This window comes from Pseudonocardia sp. T1-2H, from assembly GCF_038039215.1.
Classification (GTDB): Bacteria; Actinomycetota; Actinomycetes; order Mycobacteriales; family Pseudonocardiaceae; genus Pseudonocardia.
Map to the genome: position 1 here is coordinate 4,025,135 of NZ_JBBPCL010000001.1, position 17,494 is coordinate 4,042,628.

General features: G+C 74.7%; 17 protein-coding genes and 1 pseudogene. 7 read left to right on the forward strand and 11 right to left on the reverse strand.

Annotated features, from left to right (window positions below; genetic code table 11):
* Positions 1–11: 11 nt before the first annotated feature.
* Positions 12–921 (reverse strand): annotated as a pseudogene (locus WBK50_RS19730) (methylenetetrahydrofolate reductase).
* A 143-nt stretch (positions 922–1,064) separates the two neighbouring features.
* On the opposite strand from WBK50_RS19730, the gene WBK50_RS19735 reads away from it, so the two are divergent.
* Genes WBK50_RS19735 through WBK50_RS19750 form a run of 4 tightly spaced genes read left to right on the forward strand, consistent with a single transcriptional unit; the run spans position 1,065 to position 6,310 of the window.
* Positions 1,065–2,129, forward strand: coding sequence for a polyprenyl synthetase family protein (locus WBK50_RS19735; RefSeq protein WP_341339453.1), 1,065 nt, complete (start codon positions 1,065–1,067; stop codon positions 2,127–2,129).
* Positions 2,126–3,727, forward strand: a complete 1,602-nt coding sequence (crtI, locus tag WBK50_RS19740) for a phytoene desaturase family protein (protein WP_341337020.1) — start codon at positions 2,126–2,128, stop codon at positions 3,725–3,727. The genes WBK50_RS19735 and crtI overlap by 4 nt, the downstream gene beginning before the upstream one ends.
* Positions 3,724–5,394 carry a polyprenol phosphomannose-dependent alpha 1,6 mannosyltransferase MptB gene (mptB, locus tag WBK50_RS19745; RefSeq protein WP_341337021.1) on the forward strand — a complete coding sequence of 557 codons (1,671 nt, stop codon included), beginning with the start codon at positions 3,724–3,726 and terminating at the stop codon, positions 5,392–5,394. Before crtI ends, mptB begins: the two co-directional genes overlap by 4 nt.
* On the forward strand, positions 5,375–6,310 hold the full coding sequence (locus tag WBK50_RS19750) for a phytoene/squalene synthase family protein (RefSeq protein ID WP_341337022.1): 936 nt from the start codon (positions 5,375–5,377) through the stop codon (positions 6,308–6,310). The genes mptB and WBK50_RS19750 overlap by 20 nt, the downstream gene beginning before the upstream one ends.
* Before the next feature lie 58 nt (positions 6,311–6,368).
* Here the strand turns inward: WBK50_RS19750 and WBK50_RS19755 are convergent, their stop codons facing one another.
* Positions 6,369–6,740 (reverse strand): Rv2175c family DNA-binding protein, encoded by a 372-nt coding sequence (locus tag WBK50_RS19755; protein ID WP_341337023.1) that lies wholly within the window; start codon positions 6,738–6,740, stop codon positions 6,369–6,371.
* Positions 6,741–6,819: 79 nt separating this feature from the next.
* Here WBK50_RS19755 and pknB point away from each other — a divergent pair, with 79 nt between their 5' ends.
* Positions 6,820–8,670, forward strand: a complete 1,851-nt coding sequence (gene pknB, locus WBK50_RS19760; protein ID WP_341337024.1) for a Stk1 family PASTA domain-containing Ser/Thr kinase — start codon at positions 6,820–6,822, stop codon at positions 8,668–8,670.
* A 40-nt stretch (positions 8,671–8,710) separates the two neighbouring features.
* Here the strand turns inward: pknB and WBK50_RS19765 are convergent, their stop codons facing one another.
* Positions 8,711–10,114, reverse strand: a complete 1,404-nt coding sequence (locus WBK50_RS19765; RefSeq protein ID WP_341337025.1) for a class II 3-deoxy-7-phosphoheptulonate synthase — start codon at positions 10,112–10,114, stop codon at positions 8,711–8,713.
* 245 nt (positions 10,115–10,359) lie between these two features.
* Positions 10,360–10,848 (reverse strand): polyadenylate-specific 3'-exoribonuclease AS, encoded by a 489-nt coding sequence (locus tag WBK50_RS19770; RefSeq protein WP_341337026.1) that lies wholly within the window; start codon positions 10,846–10,848, stop codon positions 10,360–10,362.
* A gap of 237 nt (positions 10,849–11,085) precedes the next feature.
* Here WBK50_RS19770 and WBK50_RS19775 point away from each other — a divergent pair, with 237 nt between their 5' ends.
* Entirely contained in the window at positions 11,086–11,493 is a 408-nt protein-coding gene (locus tag WBK50_RS19775) for a hypothetical protein (RefSeq protein WP_341337027.1), read from the forward strand.
* Here WBK50_RS19775 and WBK50_RS19780 read toward each other — a convergent pair.
* Positions 11,409–12,137 (reverse strand): lysophospholipid acyltransferase family protein, encoded by a 729-nt coding sequence (locus WBK50_RS19780; protein ID WP_341339454.1) that lies wholly within the window; start codon positions 12,135–12,137, stop codon positions 11,409–11,411. The genes WBK50_RS19775 and WBK50_RS19780 overlap by 85 nt on opposite strands.
* Before the next feature lie 256 nt (positions 12,138–12,393).
* Here WBK50_RS19780 and WBK50_RS19785 point away from each other — a divergent pair, with 256 nt between their 5' ends.
* Positions 12,394–13,023 carry a hypothetical protein gene (locus tag WBK50_RS19785; RefSeq protein ID WP_341337028.1) on the forward strand — a complete coding sequence of 210 codons (630 nt, stop codon included), beginning with the start codon at positions 12,394–12,396 and terminating at the stop codon, positions 13,021–13,023.
* Between the two features lie 10 nt (positions 13,024–13,033).
* Here WBK50_RS19785 and WBK50_RS19790 read toward each other — a convergent pair whose 3' ends face one another.
* The 6 genes from WBK50_RS19790 to WBK50_RS19815 all read right to left on the reverse strand — a co-directional run bounded on the left by WBK50_RS19790 (position 13,034) and on the right by WBK50_RS19815 (position 17,412).
* Positions 13,034–13,969 carry an ROK family protein gene (locus WBK50_RS19790; RefSeq protein WP_341337029.1) on the reverse strand — a complete coding sequence of 312 codons (936 nt, stop codon included), beginning with the start codon at positions 13,967–13,969 and terminating at the stop codon, positions 13,034–13,036.
* A gap of 63 nt (positions 13,970–14,032) precedes the next feature.
* Positions 14,033–14,377: a hypothetical protein gene (locus WBK50_RS19795; RefSeq protein ID WP_341337030.1), complete on the reverse strand. Its 345-nt coding sequence runs from the start codon at positions 14,375–14,377 to the stop codon at positions 14,033–14,035.
* On the reverse strand, positions 14,374–15,630 hold the full coding sequence (locus WBK50_RS19800; protein WP_341337031.1) for an ArsA family ATPase: 1,257 nt from the start codon (positions 15,628–15,630) through the stop codon (positions 14,374–14,376). The genes WBK50_RS19795 and WBK50_RS19800 overlap by 4 nt, the downstream gene beginning before the upstream one ends.
* A 56-nt stretch (positions 15,631–15,686) precedes the next feature.
* Positions 15,687–16,127: an SRPBCC family protein gene (locus tag WBK50_RS19805; RefSeq protein ID WP_341337032.1), complete on the reverse strand. Its 441-nt coding sequence runs from the start codon at positions 16,125–16,127 to the stop codon at positions 15,687–15,689.
* Between the two features lie 29 nt (positions 16,128–16,156).
* Positions 16,157–16,969: a metallophosphoesterase family protein gene (locus tag WBK50_RS19810; RefSeq protein ID WP_341337033.1), complete on the reverse strand. Its 813-nt coding sequence runs from the start codon at positions 16,967–16,969 to the stop codon at positions 16,157–16,159.
* 26 nt (positions 16,970–16,995) lie between these two features.
* Positions 16,996–17,412 carry a polyketide cyclase / dehydrase and lipid transport gene (locus WBK50_RS19815; protein WP_341337034.1) on the reverse strand — a complete coding sequence of 139 codons (417 nt, stop codon included), beginning with the start codon at positions 17,410–17,412 and terminating at the stop codon, positions 16,996–16,998.
* Positions 17,413–17,494 lie beyond the last annotated feature (82 nt).

Here is a 17,494-nt window from a genome sequence, read left to right on the forward strand (position 1 = left end):
AGGGCGGACCCTCAGGCGCCCACCCGGGACGCGACGAGCCCGAGCCGGGTGACCAGCTCCGTCGTCGCCAGGGAGCGGTTCAGCGTGTAGAAGTGCAGGTTCCGCACGCCCTCGGCGAGCAACCGCTCGCACAGCTCGTGGGTGACGTCCAGGCCGGCCGCCCGGAAGTCCTTCGGGTCCGTGTAGGGCTCCATCCGCTCCGCGAGCCCGGGCGGCAGCGGCGCGCCGGAGAAGCTCCGGCCCGCGCCGCAGGGTCTTCGCGCTGAGCAGCGGCATGATCCCCGGCAGCAGCGGGGCGTCGCAGCCCGCCGCCTCGAGCCGGTCCCGCAGCCGCAGGAAGCCCTCGGGCTCCCAGAACAGCTGGGTGACGGCGAAGTCCGCGCCCGCGTGCATCTTGGCCAGCAGGCGTTCGAAGTCGCTGTCGAGGTCCGCGGAGCGCGGGTGCCCGTACGGGAACGCGGCGACGCCCACGCAGAACGAGCCGGAGCGCTTCACGAGGCGCACCAGCTCGTCCGCGTACTCGACGCCCTCGGGGTGCTTCGTCCACTCGCCCAGCGGGTCGCCGGGAGGGTCCCCCCGGATCACCAGGACGTTGCTGATGCCCGCCGCGGCGTAGTGCCCGAGGACGTGCCGCAGCTCCGCCACCGAGTGCGAGACCGCCGTGAGGTGCGCCATCGGGACGAGCGTGGTGTCCGTCGCGATCCGCGCCGTCGTCCGCACCGTCCGGTCCCGGCTGGAGCCGCCGGCGCCGTAGGTCACCGAGACGAAGGACGGGTCGAGCGGTTCGAGACGGCGGACCGCACGCCAGAGCTCGGCCTCGCCGACGTCGTCCTTGGGCGGGAAGAACTCGACGGAGAACGTCGGGCGGTCGGCCGCGAGCCGCCCGATGACCGAGCGAGGGGCAGCAGGTGTCGCGCTCACCCGTCAAGCCTACGGTTCGCGTTCCCCGCGCCGATGCGCTGTACCGCCGATAGTCTCGGTGCGTGGTCCACCCCGCCCAGCCGGCCCCGACCGGCTTCCCGCACCAGGACTCCCCCGACGGTGCGACCGGTCCCGACTCGGACCTGGTCGGCCACGTGGAGGGGGAGCTCGCCGGCTATCTGCAGCAGCGCCGCGCGGAAGCCTCCGCGATCAGCCCCGTCTTCGGCGAGGCCACGGACGCGCTGACCCGCTTCGTCCTGCAGGGCGGTAAGCGGCTGCGCCCCACCTTCGCGTGGTGGGGCTGGCGCGGCGCCGGCGGCGAGGCCACCGGCCCGACGGCGGACGCGGTGCTCCGCGCGATCAGCGCGCTCGAGCTCGTGCAGGCCTCGGCCCTCGTCCACGACGACCTCATGGACGCCTCGGCGACGCGGCGTGGCAAGCCCACCGTGCACGTCGAGTTCGCCACCCGGCACGCCGACGCGGGGTGGAGCGGGCGCCCTGCGCGATTCGGTGCCGCGACCGCGATCCTGCTCGGCGACCTGGCCCTGACCTGGGCGGACGACCTCTTCCACTCCTCCGGACTGCCCTCGGCCGCGGTCGCGCGGGCCCTGGAGCCCTGGCGCGGCATGCGCACCGAGGTCCTCGGCGGGCAGTTCCTGGACGTCCACACCCAGGCGACGGGCGACGAGTCGGTGGCCGCCGCGCTGCGGATCGACCGGTACAAGACCGCCGCCTACACGGTCGAGCGGCCGCTGCACCTGGGCGCGGCGCTCGCCGGCGCGGACCCGGACCTGGTCGCCGCCTACCGCCGCTTCGGCGCGGACATCGGTGTCGCCTTCCAGCTGCGGGACGACCTGCTGGGCGTCTACGGCGACCCCGCGGTCACCGGCAAACCCGCGGGGGACGACCTGCGCGAGGGCAAGCGGACCGTCCTCGTCGCGCTGGCGCTGCAGCGGGCGACGGAACGGGGGGCGGACGCGCAGCGCGACGAGATCGTCTCCGCGCTCGGCGACCCCGAGCTCGACGAGCCGCGGCTCCGCCGGGTGCGCGGGCTGCTGAACGAGCTGGGCGCGGTCCAGGCCGTCGAGCAGCGGATCGCCGCGCTCACCGGCTCCGCGCTGGACGCGCTCTCCGTCGCGGAGGTCGCCGAGCCCGCGGCCGCCGCGCTCGCGGACCTCGCCGTCCGGGCGACGAGGCGGCACTCTTGAGGCTCGGACGATCGCCGCGGGGCACCGTCCCCGGCCCCATCCGGCACGTCGTGGTCGTCGGCGCCGGGCTCGCCGGGCTCTCGGCCGCGCTGCACCTGCGCGGCGCCGGCCACGCCGTCACGCTCGTCGAACGGGCGGACCACCCGGGCGGCCGCGCGGGGGCCCTGGACCTGGACGTCGACGGCGGGACGTACCGGGTCGACACCGGCCCCACCGTCCTGACCATGCCCGAACTGCTCGACGACGCCCTGCGCGCCGTCGGCGACTCCCTCGCCGCCCGGCTGGACCTGGTCCGGCTCGATCCCGCCTACCGCGCCACCTTCGCCGACGGCAGCTCCCTGGACGTCCACACGGACGCCGACGCGATGGAGGCCGAGGTCCGGGACGTCTGCGGGCCCGCGGCGGCGGCCGGCTACGTCGAGCTGCGCCGCTGGCTGACCGAGCTCTACGAGACCGAGATCGACACCTTCATCGGGGCCAACTTCGACTCCCCGCTCGACCTTCTCGGCGGCGACCTCCTGCGGCTGGCGAGGCTCGGCGGGTTCGGCCGGCTCGGCCCGCGGATCGCCCGCTACCTGCCGGACGAGCGGCTGCGCCGGATCTTCTCGTTCCAGGCGCTCTACGCGGGCCTGCCGCCGCAGCGCGCGCTCGGGGCGTACGGCGTCATCTCCTACATGGACACCATCGCCGGCGTGTACTTCCCGCGCGGCGGGATGCGGCAGGTCGGGCGGGCGCTGGCGGACGCGGCGGCGGACGCGGGCGTCGAGGTCCTGCTGGGCCGCGAGGTCACCGGGCTGGAGCGCCGGGGCGGGCGGGTCACCGCGATCCGGCACACCGCGCCGGGCGACGCCACGGACGGGGGCGCCGACACGACCCGGCTGGCCTGCGACGCCGTCGTCCTCACCCCGGATCTCCCGATCGTGCACCGGTTGCTCGGCCGCACCCCGAAACGCGTGGTGCCGATGCGCTGGTCCCCCAGCGCTGTCGTCCTGCACGCGGGGCTGCGGCGGCCGCGGCCGGAGCTTGCGCACCACACGATCTCCTTCGGCGAGGCCTGGGAGGACACCTTCCGCGAGATCGTCGACGACGGCGCGCTGATGAGCGACCCGTCGCTGCTGCTCACCCGGCCGACGGCGACGGACCCGGGGCTCGCCCCGCCGGGCCGGGACCTGCTGTTCGTCCTCGCCCCGTGCCCCAACCTCGACGCCGCGCCGTTCGACTGGGAACGCCTCGGGCCCGCCTACCGGGACGAGATCCTCGGCGTCCTGGAGCAGCGCGGGTACGCCGGCCTGACCGGGGACATCGAGGTGTCCCGGCTCGTCACCCCCGCGGACTGGGCGGCGCAGGGCCACGCGGCCGGCACCCCGTTCTCCGCGGCGCACACGTTCGCCCAGACCGGCCCGTTCCGGCCGCGCAACACCGTCCGCGAACTGGACAACGTCGTGCTGGCCGGCTGCGGGACCACCCCCGGCGTCGGCATCCCGCCCGTCCTGATCTCCGGCCGGCTGGCCGCCGAGCGGATCACCGGCCGACACCGCGGGACGGAGGGTCCCGAAAGGACCGCGAGCCCCGCCGTGCGAGCATGGTCCCCGACATGACCGCGCAGCCCTCACCTCCGGTGCCCCGGCCGGCCACGCCCGCCCGGGACGTCCCGCGCGCCGGCACGCCGGTTCCCGACGTCAGCGACCCGGACCCCGAACCGGGCGGGGTCGTCACCGCGACGCTGCCCGCCGAGGCCGCGGAGCCGCCCGCCGAGCGCCGGCCCGGCCTGGTCGAGCGGATGGGCGCCCCGCCGCGGAAGCCGCTGTTCCTGGGGCTCACGGCGTCGTTGCTGCTGCTAGTCGGTGGCCTCGGTGGCGGTGGCATCCTGCGCCGGGACCCGGTCCTGACGAACTCGCAGCTCGGTTTCTGGCGCTACGGCCACGGGGCCGAGCTCGCCACCGCGCTGATGTACCTCGGCGTGATCCTGATGGCGTGGGCGTGGGTGCTGCTGGGCCGGGAGGTCCTGGCCGGCCGGATCGGCGGCCGCGCGGTGCTGAGCACGTCGCTCGTGTGGATCGTGCCGGTGCTGCTCGGCCCGCCCCTGTTCACCCGGGACGTCTACAGCTACCTCGCCCAGGGTGCGCTGCCGCTGTTCGGCCTGGACCCCTACGGCGTCGGCCCGGAGGCCATGCCGGGGGTCTTCACCGACAACGTGCACTACTTCTGGCAGGACACCCCGGCGCCGTACGGCCCGCTGTTCATCCTGCTGGCCAAGTCCTGGGCGTGGGTGACGCTGCAGACCGGCTCCGACATGATCGTCGGCGTGATCGGCATGCGGCTGGTCATGTGCCTCGGTCTGGTCCTGCTGGTCTGGACGCTGCCCGAGCTCACCCGCCGGCTCGGCGGGCGCCCCGCCACCGCGCTGTGGGTCGTCGTCGCGAACCCGGTCACCGTCATCCACCTGGTCGGCGGCGGGCACAACGACCTGCTGGTCGTCGGGCTGCTGGCGGTCGGGTCGCTGTTCGCACTGCGCGGCCGGCTCGTGCTGGCGATCGTCCTGGTCACCCTGGCGATGGCGACGAAGGCCTCCGCGGCCGTCGCGCTGCCCTTCCTGGTGATGATCTGGGCCGCCCGGATGGAGGGCCCGTTCAACCGGCGCCTGATCCGCGCCGGGATGCTCGGCGTCGGGATCTTCGTCGTGACCTTCGGGGCCGTCACCCTCGCCGCGCAGGTGAACCTGGGCTGGCTGCCCGCGCTCAGCGCGCCGTCGATGATCGTGAACTGGCTGTCGCTCCCCACCGGCGTCGGCGAGTTCGTGCACACCGCCATCGGCGGGATCGCGACGCTGCCCAAGCAGCCGTTCATCAACGTCGCCCGCGTGATCGGCGGGATCGGCCTCGCCGCGATCTTCGTCGTCCAGTGGTGGCGTTCCCGCGAGGGCGGGCCGGACGCGATCCGCCGGGCCGGCATCGTGCTCGTCGCCGTCGCCCTGCTCTCCCCCGCGACGCTGCCCTGGTACCTGAGCTGGGGCATGGCCCTGCTGGCGATGACGGCGTGGAGCGCGCGCGGGCTGCAGTGGCTGGTCTTCGGCTCGCTGTGGCTGGTGATCGTCTACTACCCCAACGGCGAGGCGGGCCTCTACAACTGGGGCTACCTGGCCGTCTGCGCGGTACTGGCCGCCCTGGCCTCGGTGTCCCTGCTCCGGCCGGACCCCCTCGGGCTGGGCCGCTCCCGGGCCGTCCCGGCCGAACCCGCGCCCGCGCGTGCCGACGCGGCAGGCTGAGCTCGACGCCGCCGGGATCACGGATCCGGCGCTGCGGGCCGCGTACACGACCTGCCGCGCGCTGAACTCCGCCCACGGGCGCACGTACTTCCTCGCCACCCGCCTGCTGTCCCCGGACCGCCGGCCGGCGATCCACGCGTTGTACGGCTTCGCGCGGTACGCGGACGAGATCGTCGACGACCTGTCCGACGGCCGGGACGCCGAGGCGCGGGCCGAGGCGCTCGAGGACCTGGGCGTCGACCTCGTGGCCGCGTTCGACGGGGCGGCCGTCGAATCGCCGGTGATCACCGCTGTCGCGGACACCGTGCGCCGCTACGGGATCGACCGGGCCCTCTTCGCGGCGTTCCTCTCGTCGATGCGGATGGACACGCACGTCACCGGCTACCCGACCACCGCCCACCTGGGCCGCTACGTGTACGGCTCCGCGGCGGTGATCGGCCTGCAGGTGCTCCCGGTGCTCGGGACCGTGGTCCCCCGGACGGAGGCCGAGGGCCCCGCCGCGGCCCTCGGCGTCGCCTTCCAGATGACGAACTTCCTCCGCGACGTCGGCGAGGACCTGGACCGCGGCCGCGTCTACCTACCGGCGGACGAGCTGGCCGCGTTCGGCGTGGACCGGGAGCTGTTGCTGTGGTGCCGGCGCACCCGGCGCACGGACCGCCGCGTCCGCCGGGCGCTGGCCCACCTCGTCGCGACGACGCGGGCGACCTACCGCCGGGCCGCGCCGGGTGTCGCGATGCTGCATCCGGCATCGCGGGACTGCGTGGCCTGCGCGTTCACCCTCTACGGCGACATCCTGGACGAGATCGTGGCCGCGGACTACGCCGTGGTGAACCGTCGGGTCGTCGTGCCGGACCGGCGGCGGGCGGCCGTGGCGCTGCCCCGGCTGGTCCGCGCCCTCGGCGCCCGTGCGCGGTAGGTCGCCCGCGGGGCACCACCTGACGCCCACGAGCGGCGGAGGGGCGGCTGGGACAGCCCTAGAACGCCATCGCCTGCGCGCGGCGCTTGATCTCGCGGTGCCGGCCCTCCACGAGGGCGTCGATCGGCGCGCCGGGCAGCGTCTCGTCCGCCTGGAACAGCCAGCGCAGGATGTCCGGGTCCGAGTAGCCGCCGTCGCGCAGCACGGTGATCGTGCCCGGCAGGCCCTTCACCACCTCGGCCTCGACGAGGAACGCCGCCGGGATCACCGCGGTGCCGTCCTTCTTGAACGACAGCAGCTGGCCGTCCCGCACCAGCTGGTGGACCCGGGTCACAGGGATCCCCATCGTGGCGGCGACGTCCGACACGGGGATGGTCTCGATCTCGTCGGGCAGAACCGACGCGGATGTCGATGAAGAAACCTCACTCACACGGGACAGCCTTCCACAGCACCGCAGGCGACGGGAGCCACCGGGCAGGGCGATAACCGCGCGACGGTACCGTCGAGGGGTGAACGCCCCCACCGGTTCGGCAGGAGCGCTGCTGGACGCGCGCTACCGTCTGGGCCCGGTGATCGCCCGCGGCGGCATGTCCACGGTGTACCGCGGGACGGACACCCGGCTGGACCGCCCGGTGGCGATCAAGATCATGGATCCGCGGATGGCGGCCGATCCCGCCTTCCGCACCCGGTTCGAGCGCGAGGCCCGCTCCGCCGCCCGGATCGACCATCCCTGCGTCGTCGACGTCCACGACCAGGGCCGCTTCGAGCCCCCGGGCGCCGATCCCACGCTCTTCCTCGTCATGGAGCTCGTGGAGGGCGGCACGCTGCGGGACGTGCTGCGCCGGCGCGGCGCCCTCGGCGTCCCCGCGGCCGTGGCGGTGATGGAGCCGGTCCTCGCCGGCCTCGCCCAGGCCCACCTCCTCCACATGGTGCACCGGGACGTCAAACCGGAGAACGTGCTCATCTCGCGCGCCGGCGAGGTCAAGGTCGCGGACTTCGGGCTGGTCACCGCGGCCGCGGAGGCGGGCGTGAGTCACGCGGGGATGATCCTCGGGACGATGGCCTACCTCTCGCCCGAGCAGGTCACCACGGGCCAGGCGGACGCCCGCAGCGACGTCTACGCCGCCGGGGTGCTGTTCTACGAGCTCCTGACGGGCGCGCCGCCCTACTCCGGGGACCACGCGCTCTCCGTCGCCTACCGGCACGTGAACGACGACGTGCCGCCGCCGTCCGCGATCGCCACCGAGGTCCCGCCCGAGCTCGACGAGCTGGTCCGCCGGGCGACGTCCCGCGACCCCGCGCTGCGGCCACCGGACGCGGGGGCGTTCCTCGCCGAGCTGGGGCACGTCCGCCGGCTGCTGGCGATCCCCCGGGTGCCGGTCCCGCAGCCGCCGCCCCCACCCGTCGAGGAGCAGGACACCGTTCCCGCGGCGTCCCGTCCTGCCGGCCCCGGGCCGGGAGGCACCCGGGCCATGAGCCGCGAGGTGCCGGCGCCGGCCGCCACCGGGACGTCGGTCGCCCCACGGCCCGAGGTCCTGGGGGACCACCGGATCGCCCGGCGCCGCAGCCGCCGGGTGTTCGCGCTCTGGATCGTGGTCGTGCTGCTCCTCGGGCTCGCCGTCGGCACGGCCGCGTGGTGGCTCGGCAGCGGCCGCTGGACGGCCATGCCGTCGGTGGTCGGGCTGGACCGGACCGCGGCCGAGCAGGTGCTCGCCGAGGCGGACCTGGTCGTCTCGGTCACCGAGGTGCACCGGGACGACGTGGCCGCGGACGTCGTCGCGGAGACCACCCCCGGCGCCGCGGCCCGGCTGCTGCGGGGCAGCCCCGTCACGCTGACCGTGTCGAGCGGACGCCCGGTCGTGCCCGCCATCGCGCCCGGGGTGACCGTCGCGGCCGCCGAGCAGACCGTCCGGGACGCCGAGCTCACGCCCGTCCGGTCCACTGCGGCCGCCGAGTTCAGCGAGACCGTGCCCGAAGGGGCCGTCGTCCGGACGGATCCGGCGGCGGGAGCCGCGCTGCCGATCGGCGGCACGGTGACGCTCGTGGTCAGCAAGGGCGTCCCGCCGCCCCCCGAGGTGCGGGTGCCCCAGGTGACCGGCGAACGCCTCGACGACGCCCGCGCCGCCCTCGCAGACGCCGGCCTGGACGTCGAGGTCGAGAAGCGCTTCCCGTTCGGCCGCCGCAACGGGATCGTGGTGGACCAGAGCCCCGGCTCGGGGAGTCCGTCGAGCCGGGGACCACGGTCACGCTCTCGGTCTTCTAGCCGCCCTCGAGCGGCGACGGGGCGCCGGCCGGGCCGGCACGGCGATCATGGGCAGCGGGTCGCTCCGACCGCCGATCGAGCGGCCCTTCGCCCGTGATCAACCCGGGATCCGCCCCGGCCGGACGAACCTCGAAGCCCTACCCGCGCAGCATCTCCGCCACGAGGAACGCCAGCTCCAGGCTCTGCTGGGTGTTCAGCCGCGGGTCGCAGGCCGTCTCGTAGCGGCCGGCGAGATCGGCGTCCGAGATCTCCTGCGCGCCGCCCAAGCACTCCGTGACGTCCTCACCCGTGACCTCGACGTGGATGCCGCCCGGGTGCGTGCCCAGGCCGTGGTGGACCTCGAAGAAGCCCTGCACCTCGTCGACGATGCGGTCGAAGTGGCGGGTCTTGTAGCCCGTCGTCGACTCGTGGGTGTTCCCGTGCATCGGGTCGCACTGCCAGACGACCTTGTGCCCGGACCCGGTGACCTTCTCGACGATCGGCGGCAGCACGTCCCGGATCTTGCCGTTGCCCATCCGGCTGATCAGCGTCAGCCGGCCCGGCTCGTTGCGGGGGTCCAGGCGCTCGACGTACTCGACGGCCTGCTCGGGCGTCGTCGTCGGGCCGATCTTGAGCCCGATCGGGTTGGAGAGCAGCTCCGCGAAGGCGATGTGCGCGCCGTCGAGCTGGCGGGTGCGCTCCCCGATCCACAGGAAGTGCGACGAGAGGTCGTACAGCTTCGGCGGGGTGTCGGAGGTGCGGTCCCGGTCCAGGTCCAGGCGTAGCAGGGCCCGCTCGTAGTCCAGCAGCAGAGCCTCGTGCGAGGCGTAGAACTCGACGCTGCGCAGGTTGCTGTCCACCACGCCACAGGCGTCCATGAAACGGACGGCCCGGTCGATCTCCGCGGCGACGGCCTCGTACCGCTCCCCCGCCGCCGACGTGCGGACGAAGTCCTTGTTCCAGTCGTGGACCCTCGTCAGGTCCGCCATGCCGGTGGCGGTCAGGCCGCGCACCAGGTTCATCGCGGCGCTCGCGTTGGCGTAGGCGCGGACCATGCGCGACGGGTCCGGGATGCGCTGCTTCAGGTCCGCGGCGAGGGCGTTGACGATGTCGCCGCGGTAGGACGGGAGCCCCAGCGCGTCGACCGGCGAGCTGCGCGGCTTGGCGTACTGCCCGGCGATCCGGCCGACCTTCACCACCGGCATCGACGCGCCGTAGGTCAGGACGACGGCCATCTGCAGCAGGGTGCGGATGGTGGCGCGGATGTGCGGCTCGGTGTTGTCGACGAAGGTCTCCGCGCAGTCCCCGCCCTGCAGCAGGAACGCCCGACCCTCGGCGACGTCGGCGAGCCGGTCCTTGAGCCGGTCGACCTCCGGCGGGAGGACGACGGGTGGGACGCTCTCGAGCACGGTGCGCACGTGCGCGACCTGCTCGGCGTCCGGCCACTCGGGTTGCTGGGCTGCGGGGCGGGCGAGGGCGTCGTCCAACCGGGTGCGCATGTCCGCGGGAAGCGGCGGCAGCTCCGGAAGGACGTCCACCGGGGCGTCGACGGACCAGTTCACGAGGGCCAAGGGTATGCGGTCCGGTAACGGTGTCGTCCCTCGGCCGTTCGGGAGCCGGATCCACCCCGGCCCGGCCGGCCTGAGAGCCCGACTCGCGGGGTCTCAGAGCGCGACTCGCGGGGTCTCGGAGCGCGACTCGCGGGGTCTCAGAGCGCGACTCGCGGACGGGTGCGCCGACGACGCCCGCGAGTCGGGATCCGGGGCCGCGCGAGTCGGGATCCGGGGCCGCGCGAGTCGGGATCCGGCTACGGGGTGGGGACGCTTGCCTCGATGGTCTGCCAGCGGCGGAGGTTGAGGCGGGCGTCCGCGAGGGCGTCGTGGGCGTCCGACGACGGGGGCGGGAGCGGGGGCTTCCCCGCCTCCTCCCAGCGCTGGCGCAGCTCCCGGGTGAAGCGGGGCAGCGCGCGGGGCAGGGCCGGCATCGCTCCCCAGAGCTGGCACAGCGCGACGTGGTCGTACGCGGCGATCCACGCCCACAGCTCGACCTCGCCGGGGGCGGAGGTGAGGAAGCGCAGCAGGTCCCGCTTGATCGCGTCCCGGGAACGCCAGGCCGGATCGGCGGGCGACGGCAGCTTGGGCAGCACATTGGCGCGCACCCACGCCCCGGCCCGCCCGGGGTCGAACTCCGTGGAGACCGCGTAGAACTCACGGCCGTCCTCGCCGACGACACCGATCGACACCAGCTCGATCGTCGTACCGTCCTCGATGAACTCGGTGTCGTAGAAGAAGCGCATGCCAACCCTTTCCGACCAGCCCGGATGCTACGACGAGCTGCGACGGGGCGGCGCACCGGACGCGCCCGGGAGTGACGCAGTCGAGCCGATCGGGGGTATCAGCGGTCCCGCGGAGCCCACCGCGACCACGACGACGGTCGCCGTGCGGCTCCGGGACGCCCAGGTCGCCCAGGCCTACGCCGAGTCCTTCGCCGAGTTCTCCCGGCGGAACCCGGACGTGACGTCGCCCTGGACGTCGTGCCGTTCGCGGACTACTTCCCGACCCTGCCGGACACGCTCGCCGGCGGCACCGCGGAGACGTGTTCTGACCGAACTCCTCCTACCCCGGCGAAGGACACGCTGCTGCCGGCCGCCCAGCAGGGCTTCTTCGACCACCGGCAGGGCCGCGGCGTCGACACGCGCTGGTTCGGCGAGGCCGGCGGCACCGCGACGGCCGAGGCCCCGACGGGCCCGCGGTTCGGCGCCGGGGCGAAGGCGTTCCAGCCCGTGCCGGCCGGACGCCCGTCGGCCCGGGCCTGCAGGCCGCGCAAGAGCGGCCGACGGGGCGATCCGGTAGGGCCTCAGCTCGCCTTGGTGTCCGGCAGCCGGGCCGCCTCCTCCGCCTTCGCGGCCTTCGCGGCCTTCTCCTTCACCGAGGCGGCGTAGAGGTCCACATAGGTCTGCCCGGACAGCTCCATCAGCGAGTACATGATCTCGTCCGTCATCGACCGCTCGATGAACCGGTCTCCCGCCATGCCCTCGTAGCGGCTGAAGTCCAGCGGCTGACCGATCTTGACGTGTACGTGGTGCGGCCGCCACATCCGGGAGCCGATCGGGTTGACCTCGTCGGTACCGATCATCGCCACCGGGATCACCGGGACGCCGGCCTCCAGGGCCATCCGGGCCACGCCGGTCTTGCCCTTGTAGAGCCGCCCGTCCGGCGAGCGCGTGCCCTCCGGGTAGATCCCGAGCAGCTTGCCCTCCTTCAGCAGCCGGATGGCGGTGTCCATGGCGGCCTGGGCCGCGGACCCCCCGGACCGGTCCACCGGGACCTGCCCGACGCCGGTGAAGAAGATCTTCTTGAGCCGGCCGAGGATCCCGGGCTCGGTGAAGTACTCCCGCTTCGCCAGGAAGGTGATCCGCCGCGGCACCTGCAACGGCAGGAAGAACGAGTCCGCGACGGCGAGATGGTTGCTGGCCAAGATCGCCCCACCCTGCGCGGGGACGTGTTCGAGCCCCTCGATGGTGGGACGGCAGTAGAGCCGGAGGAGCGGACCCAGCAGCACGAACTTGGACCACCAGTACAGCACAGTCCGCTGCCTCCTCACCGCGTGAACGGCAAGCCTACGGACGCCGCGCCCGAAGGGACAACGGGGGCGTTGGACGGCGTGCCTTCGGCCGTCCGGCGCTGGCGCGGACCGATTCGTGAGCAAGGTCTGCCGCGGTGTGGGCCGACGTGTCAGGATGAAAGGACGCCGTCGCCGACGGCAGTTCCCCGGGAGGATCCATGCGCCTCGACGTGGCCGCGGCAGCGCTGCCGGTTACCGGACGAGGGGGGGCTGCCGGATGAGCGCCGACGAGGAACGCCGCCCCGGCGCCGGCGAGCCCGGTATCCCCGCGGACGCGTTCGACCGGATCGTCGAGCAGTGGATGGCCGAGGGCACGGTCCCGGACTGGCCCGCCGACGCCGCCCCGGAGGACCGGGACGCCGACGACCACGAGCTCGAGCACGGGGCCGCCGAGGACGAGCCCGGGAGCCGCTGGCAGCCCGACCGGTCGCTCGTCGAGTGGTCCACCGAGGAGCTCTTCCGCGAGGAGGAGCGCCGGCGCAACCGGCCCGAACCGGAGACCCCCGCGCCGCTGCCGCCGGTGACCCACGAGTTCGTCGTCCCGGAGCCGCCACCCAGGGCCCGGCCCCCGCTGCCCGCCGAGGAGGACGACCACTTCGTCCCACCCGAGCCGCCGCCGCTGCCCCCGATGGGCCCACCCATCGTGATCGGGCTGGCGCTGATCGTCCTGGGCCTGCTGCTGATCATCCGGCCGACCTGGATCGGGCTCGGCTCGATCTACGGGCTGCCGCTGGGCCTGCTGTCCCTCGCCGCCGGCCTGAGCTGGCTGGTGCTGCGGCTCTGGAACGGCGGCCGGTCCGAGGAGACCGCCGACGGCGACGGCCCGGACGACGGGGCCGTCCTCTAGCCGGACGCGGCTAACGCCGGATCGTCCGCACCGCGGCCACCTGCTCCCGGGCCAGCTCCGCCGCCCCGACCACCGCGGCGGCGTCCCCGAGCTGCGCGGTCCGGATCCGCGCGAGCGGCCGGTTCCCGGCCCCGGTGACGATCGACGCGTAGTGCTCGCGGGCCTCGTCGAGGAACAGCGGTGACGACGCGGACACCCCGCCCCCGATCACGACCAGCTCCGGGTCGAACACGTCCGCGACCAGGGCCAGGCCCTCGCCGAGCCAGCGTCCCATGTCGGCCACCGCGCGCCGGGCGAGCTTGTCCCCCTCGCGCGCGGCGGACGCGACCCGCTGCCCGGTGACCCGGCCGGGATCGAGCGCGGCGTCCCGGGCCAGCACCGAGTTCGTGGCGGCGTTGGTCCCGCTCGCCAGCATCTCCGTCGCGGTCGTGGCCAGCGCGGTCCCGCTGCAGTACCGCTCCCAGCAGCCGCGCTTGCCGCACGCGCAGGGTCGTCCGTCCGGCACCAGCCGGAGGTGGCCCAGCTCGGGGGCGACGCCGTAGGCGCCCCGGTAGAGCTTTCCGTCGACGAGCAGGGCGCCGCCGATCCCGGTGCCCAGCGCCACGAAGACGACGACCCGGCCGCCGGCGGCCGCGCCGTAGCGGCGCTCGGCCAGGGCGGCGGCGTTGGCGTCGTGCTCGACGACGACCGGCGTCGCCACCCGTGCGGCGATCCGCTCGGCGACGGGCGCGTCCCGCCACGAGAGGTGCGGCGCGTACCGCACGAGCCCGCGGTCCGCGTCGATGAAGCCGGCCAGTGCGAGCCCGACGGCCGCGACGGGATGCCGGCCGGCCAGCTCGCCGATGCAGCCGACGATGGCGTCCTCGAGAGCGTCGTCGCTGTGCGGGGTGGGCGCCCGGCTGGTGTCCAGCACCTCCCCGGTGGCGTCGACGAGGCCCGCCCGCACGCTCGTCCCCCGACATCGACCCCGACGGTCAGCACCTCACACCCGGCTTCCGGCACCCGGCGATCATGCACGGGTCACCGGGATCCGCTGCACGGTACGTCCCGGGGGTCGCGGCGGCGTGGGCTGCTCCTCCTGCTCCAGCACCGAGCGCAGCACCGTGAGCAGCCCGGACGTGTGCTCGGCCAGCCGGACGGCGAGCTCCGGCCGCTCGCCCCGCAGGGCCGCGAGGACCGCGCACACCGGGCAGGTCGTGCAGCTCGCGGGCGTCCCGCCCGTCGCGCCCTCGTCCCGCAGCTTCTCGACGACGGGCTGGAGCCGGTCCAGCACGGTCAGCGCCAGCTCGCGCAGCTCGTCGCCGAGGTCACCGGAACCGAACCCGTGACCAGGGCAGCTCTCGTCCGAGGTCATCGCATCCACACCGCGGGATCGGGCGCGAACACGACGACCAGGTCCGTCGCGTGGCCCTCGCCCTCCAGCCGCGCGGAGGTGACCGCGCAGCGGCGCAGCACCGACGGCAAGCTCACCAGCCGCCGCGTCACCCCGACCGAGACGACGAGCTCGTCGCCCACCCGGGAGAGGTCGAGCGGGCCGTCCGCGGCCCCGGGCAGGCGTAGGACCAGCTCGAACTCGGAGTCCTTGGACGTGCCCTCCCCCGCGACCCGGCGCACGGTCAGCGCGGGCGGGGCGTCCCGTCCGGGGCGGGCGACGGGGTCGACGCCCGGCGGGTACAGCGCCGCGGCCAGCTCCAGCAGCGCCGGGACGCCGGTCGGCTCGACCGCCGCGTAGGCCACCGTCTCGACCGGCAGCGTCCCCGCGCACTCGGCGCGCACCTCGGCGAGGACGGCCTGCTGCTCGGCGTGCCGCTCACGCAGCCAGCGCGCCGTCGGGCCGCGCAGGGACGGCGGCGGCGCGGGCATGACCCGGTTGGCGACCAGTCCGTCCACGCGCAGGTCGTGCAGGGCGAGCGCGGTCAGCGTGCGGCGGGTCTCGGCCGCGACCACCCGCTCGGGCGTCGTCACGAGCCGGATGCTCGTCCGGTCGCGGTCGGCGAGCAGGGCCCGCAGGCCCGTGAGCTGCGCGGCGAGCTGGTCCAGGGCGTCGATCGTGCGGTCCCAGCCGGCGGCGGTCGGGCTGCCCGGCCGGCCCCCGGCGAGCCCGGCGAGCATCCCGCGTACGGCGCGGCGGTGGGCGGGGAAGAGCCGTTCGAGGTACCCGGCGAGCGCCTCGGGCAGGCCGAGCAGGCGCAGGGTCTCGGCGGTGGGGCCGCAGTCCACGACCACGACGTCCCAGAGGCCGGTCTCGGCGAGCCGGCGGATCTCGGCCAGTGCCAGCAGGTCCTCGACGCCGGGCAGCACGGTCAGCTCGTCCGCCATCAGCTCGTCGACGCCGGCGCCGGCGAGCATCGTCCGCAGGTGGCCCTGCAGATCGGTCCACGCGCCGTCGACCAGGGCCCGGGTGTCGACGTGGGCGGCGAACAGGCCGCCCTCGAGCTCGCCGGGCTCACCGTCCAGGTCCGCGCCCAGCGCGTCCCCGAGGGAGTGTGCCGGATCCGTGGAGACCACCAGGGACTTGCGGCCGGCGCGGGCGAGATGGGCAGCCGTGGCCGCGGCCAGGGTCGTCTTGCCGACGCCCCCCTTGCCGGTGAACAGCACCACGCGCACCGGCGGAGCGTAACCGTCGGGACGGTGTGGAGGGTGCAGGGACCCGCTGGCCGGGATCAGCCGCGTTCGACCCGGCGCTTGAGCCCCTTGAGCGCGGTGTCGATGATCACCTTCTCCGCCTTCCGGCGGAGCATGCCGATCATCGGGATGTTGAGGTCGACGGCGAGGCTGTAGGTCACGGTCGTCGGGCCGGCGGCGCCCGCGGAATCCAGGGTGTACGAGCCGGTCTGCGCCTTCTGGATCTGACCCTTGACCAGGACCCAGCTCACGGAACGGTCGTCGTCGGCCCAGTCGTAGTCCAGGGTGTAGCTGTCCTTGATCGGGCCGGCGTCCATGGAGAACTTCACGCGCTCGGCCCGGCGCTTGCCGGGCTCGACGACCTCGACGGTCTTCACCTGGTCCGCCCATTCCGGGTAGGCCTCGAAGTCCGCGATCACCGCCATCACCGCCTCCGGGGCGGCGTCGATGGTGATCGAGGAGGTCGTCGCGTCGGCCATGGGCGGGAGGTTACCGTCCGATGACGTGATCACCAGCATGGATCTACGCGGGGGTCGAGCTCCAGCACGTAGGGCCGCTCGGTCAGGCGGAAATGACCGACGTTGACGCACTCGGTCCGCCCGAGGCGCACCCGCCGAGCCAGCGGCTGGTGCACGTGCCCGAAGAACGCCTTCCGCGGCCGGTCCCGGGCGATGACGTCCAGCAACGCGTCCGCCGCGAACTCCTGCCGGCGGGACACGACGTCGTAGGCGAGGTCCGGGACGGACGGCGGCGCGTGGCTGCAGAGCAGGTCGATCTCGGTGAGCCCGGCGACGGCGTCCGCGTAGTCCTCGGCGGCCAGCAGGTGCGGGCGCCACGGCCCGCCGTTGCGGGGCGCCACCCCGGGCGGCAGCGGGACGCCCCCGACGAACCCGACGCGCAGCCCGCCGATCTCCACGACCTTGCCGTCCGGCAGGTGCACGCCGGGCCGGGCGTAGTCCGGCCAGAGCTCGGGGAGGTCGACGTTGCCGGGGATCGCCCACGTGGGGTCCGGCATGACCGCGAACAGGGCGGCGTACTGCTCCCGCACGGCGTCGGTGACGACGGCGGCCGGGTTCTCGAGCCGCCCCCAGGCCTGCTTCGCGAACGCGATCAGCTCACCCGGGCCGCCCGAGGCGCGCAGCCGGCCGAACTCGGCGCTGACCTCCGGGCCGAGCACCCGGCCGAGGATGCCGCGGGTGGGGTCGCGGTAGTCGACGAAGTCCACGAGGTCCCCGAGCACGATCATCGCGTCGCAGCCCTCGGCCGCCCTGGCCAGGGCGTCGGCGTTGCCGTGCACGTCGGACACCACATGCACGCGCATGACCCGCACGCTACCGGGCGATCACGTCACGGTCGCGCGGCCTCGGTCACAGGCAGTGGCGGTTCGCCGGGGCCGCGGCCCGCCTCGAGCCGGTCCTTCAGGCCGAACGCGATCCGCTTGGCCGCGCGTTGCCGGCGCCGGGCCTCGGCGGCGGCACGGCGCACGGGCCAGGCGGTGGGCAGGCCGTCGCCGGCCGCGGGGTCCGCGCGGAGGAAGTAGTGCAGCACCGTGCCGTCCAGGACCGGCTCCAGCCAGACCTCCATGCTCCCCACGAGCGCGCCCGCGATCGTCCAGCGCATGCCCTGCGGGCCCCGGTCCGTGATCACCTCGAGCCGCAGGTCCGGCCACAGCGCGGGCCAGCGGGCGGGGTCGGCGAACTCCGGGGCGAGGATCTCCCGCGGCACGGCGAGGAATGTCTCGTCCACCACGTCGACGGTCGGCACAGGGCCACTGTGCCACGCCGGTACCGTGCGCCGACCAGCGGTTGCTCCGATTCGCCTCCCTCCGACACCGGACCAAACGGAC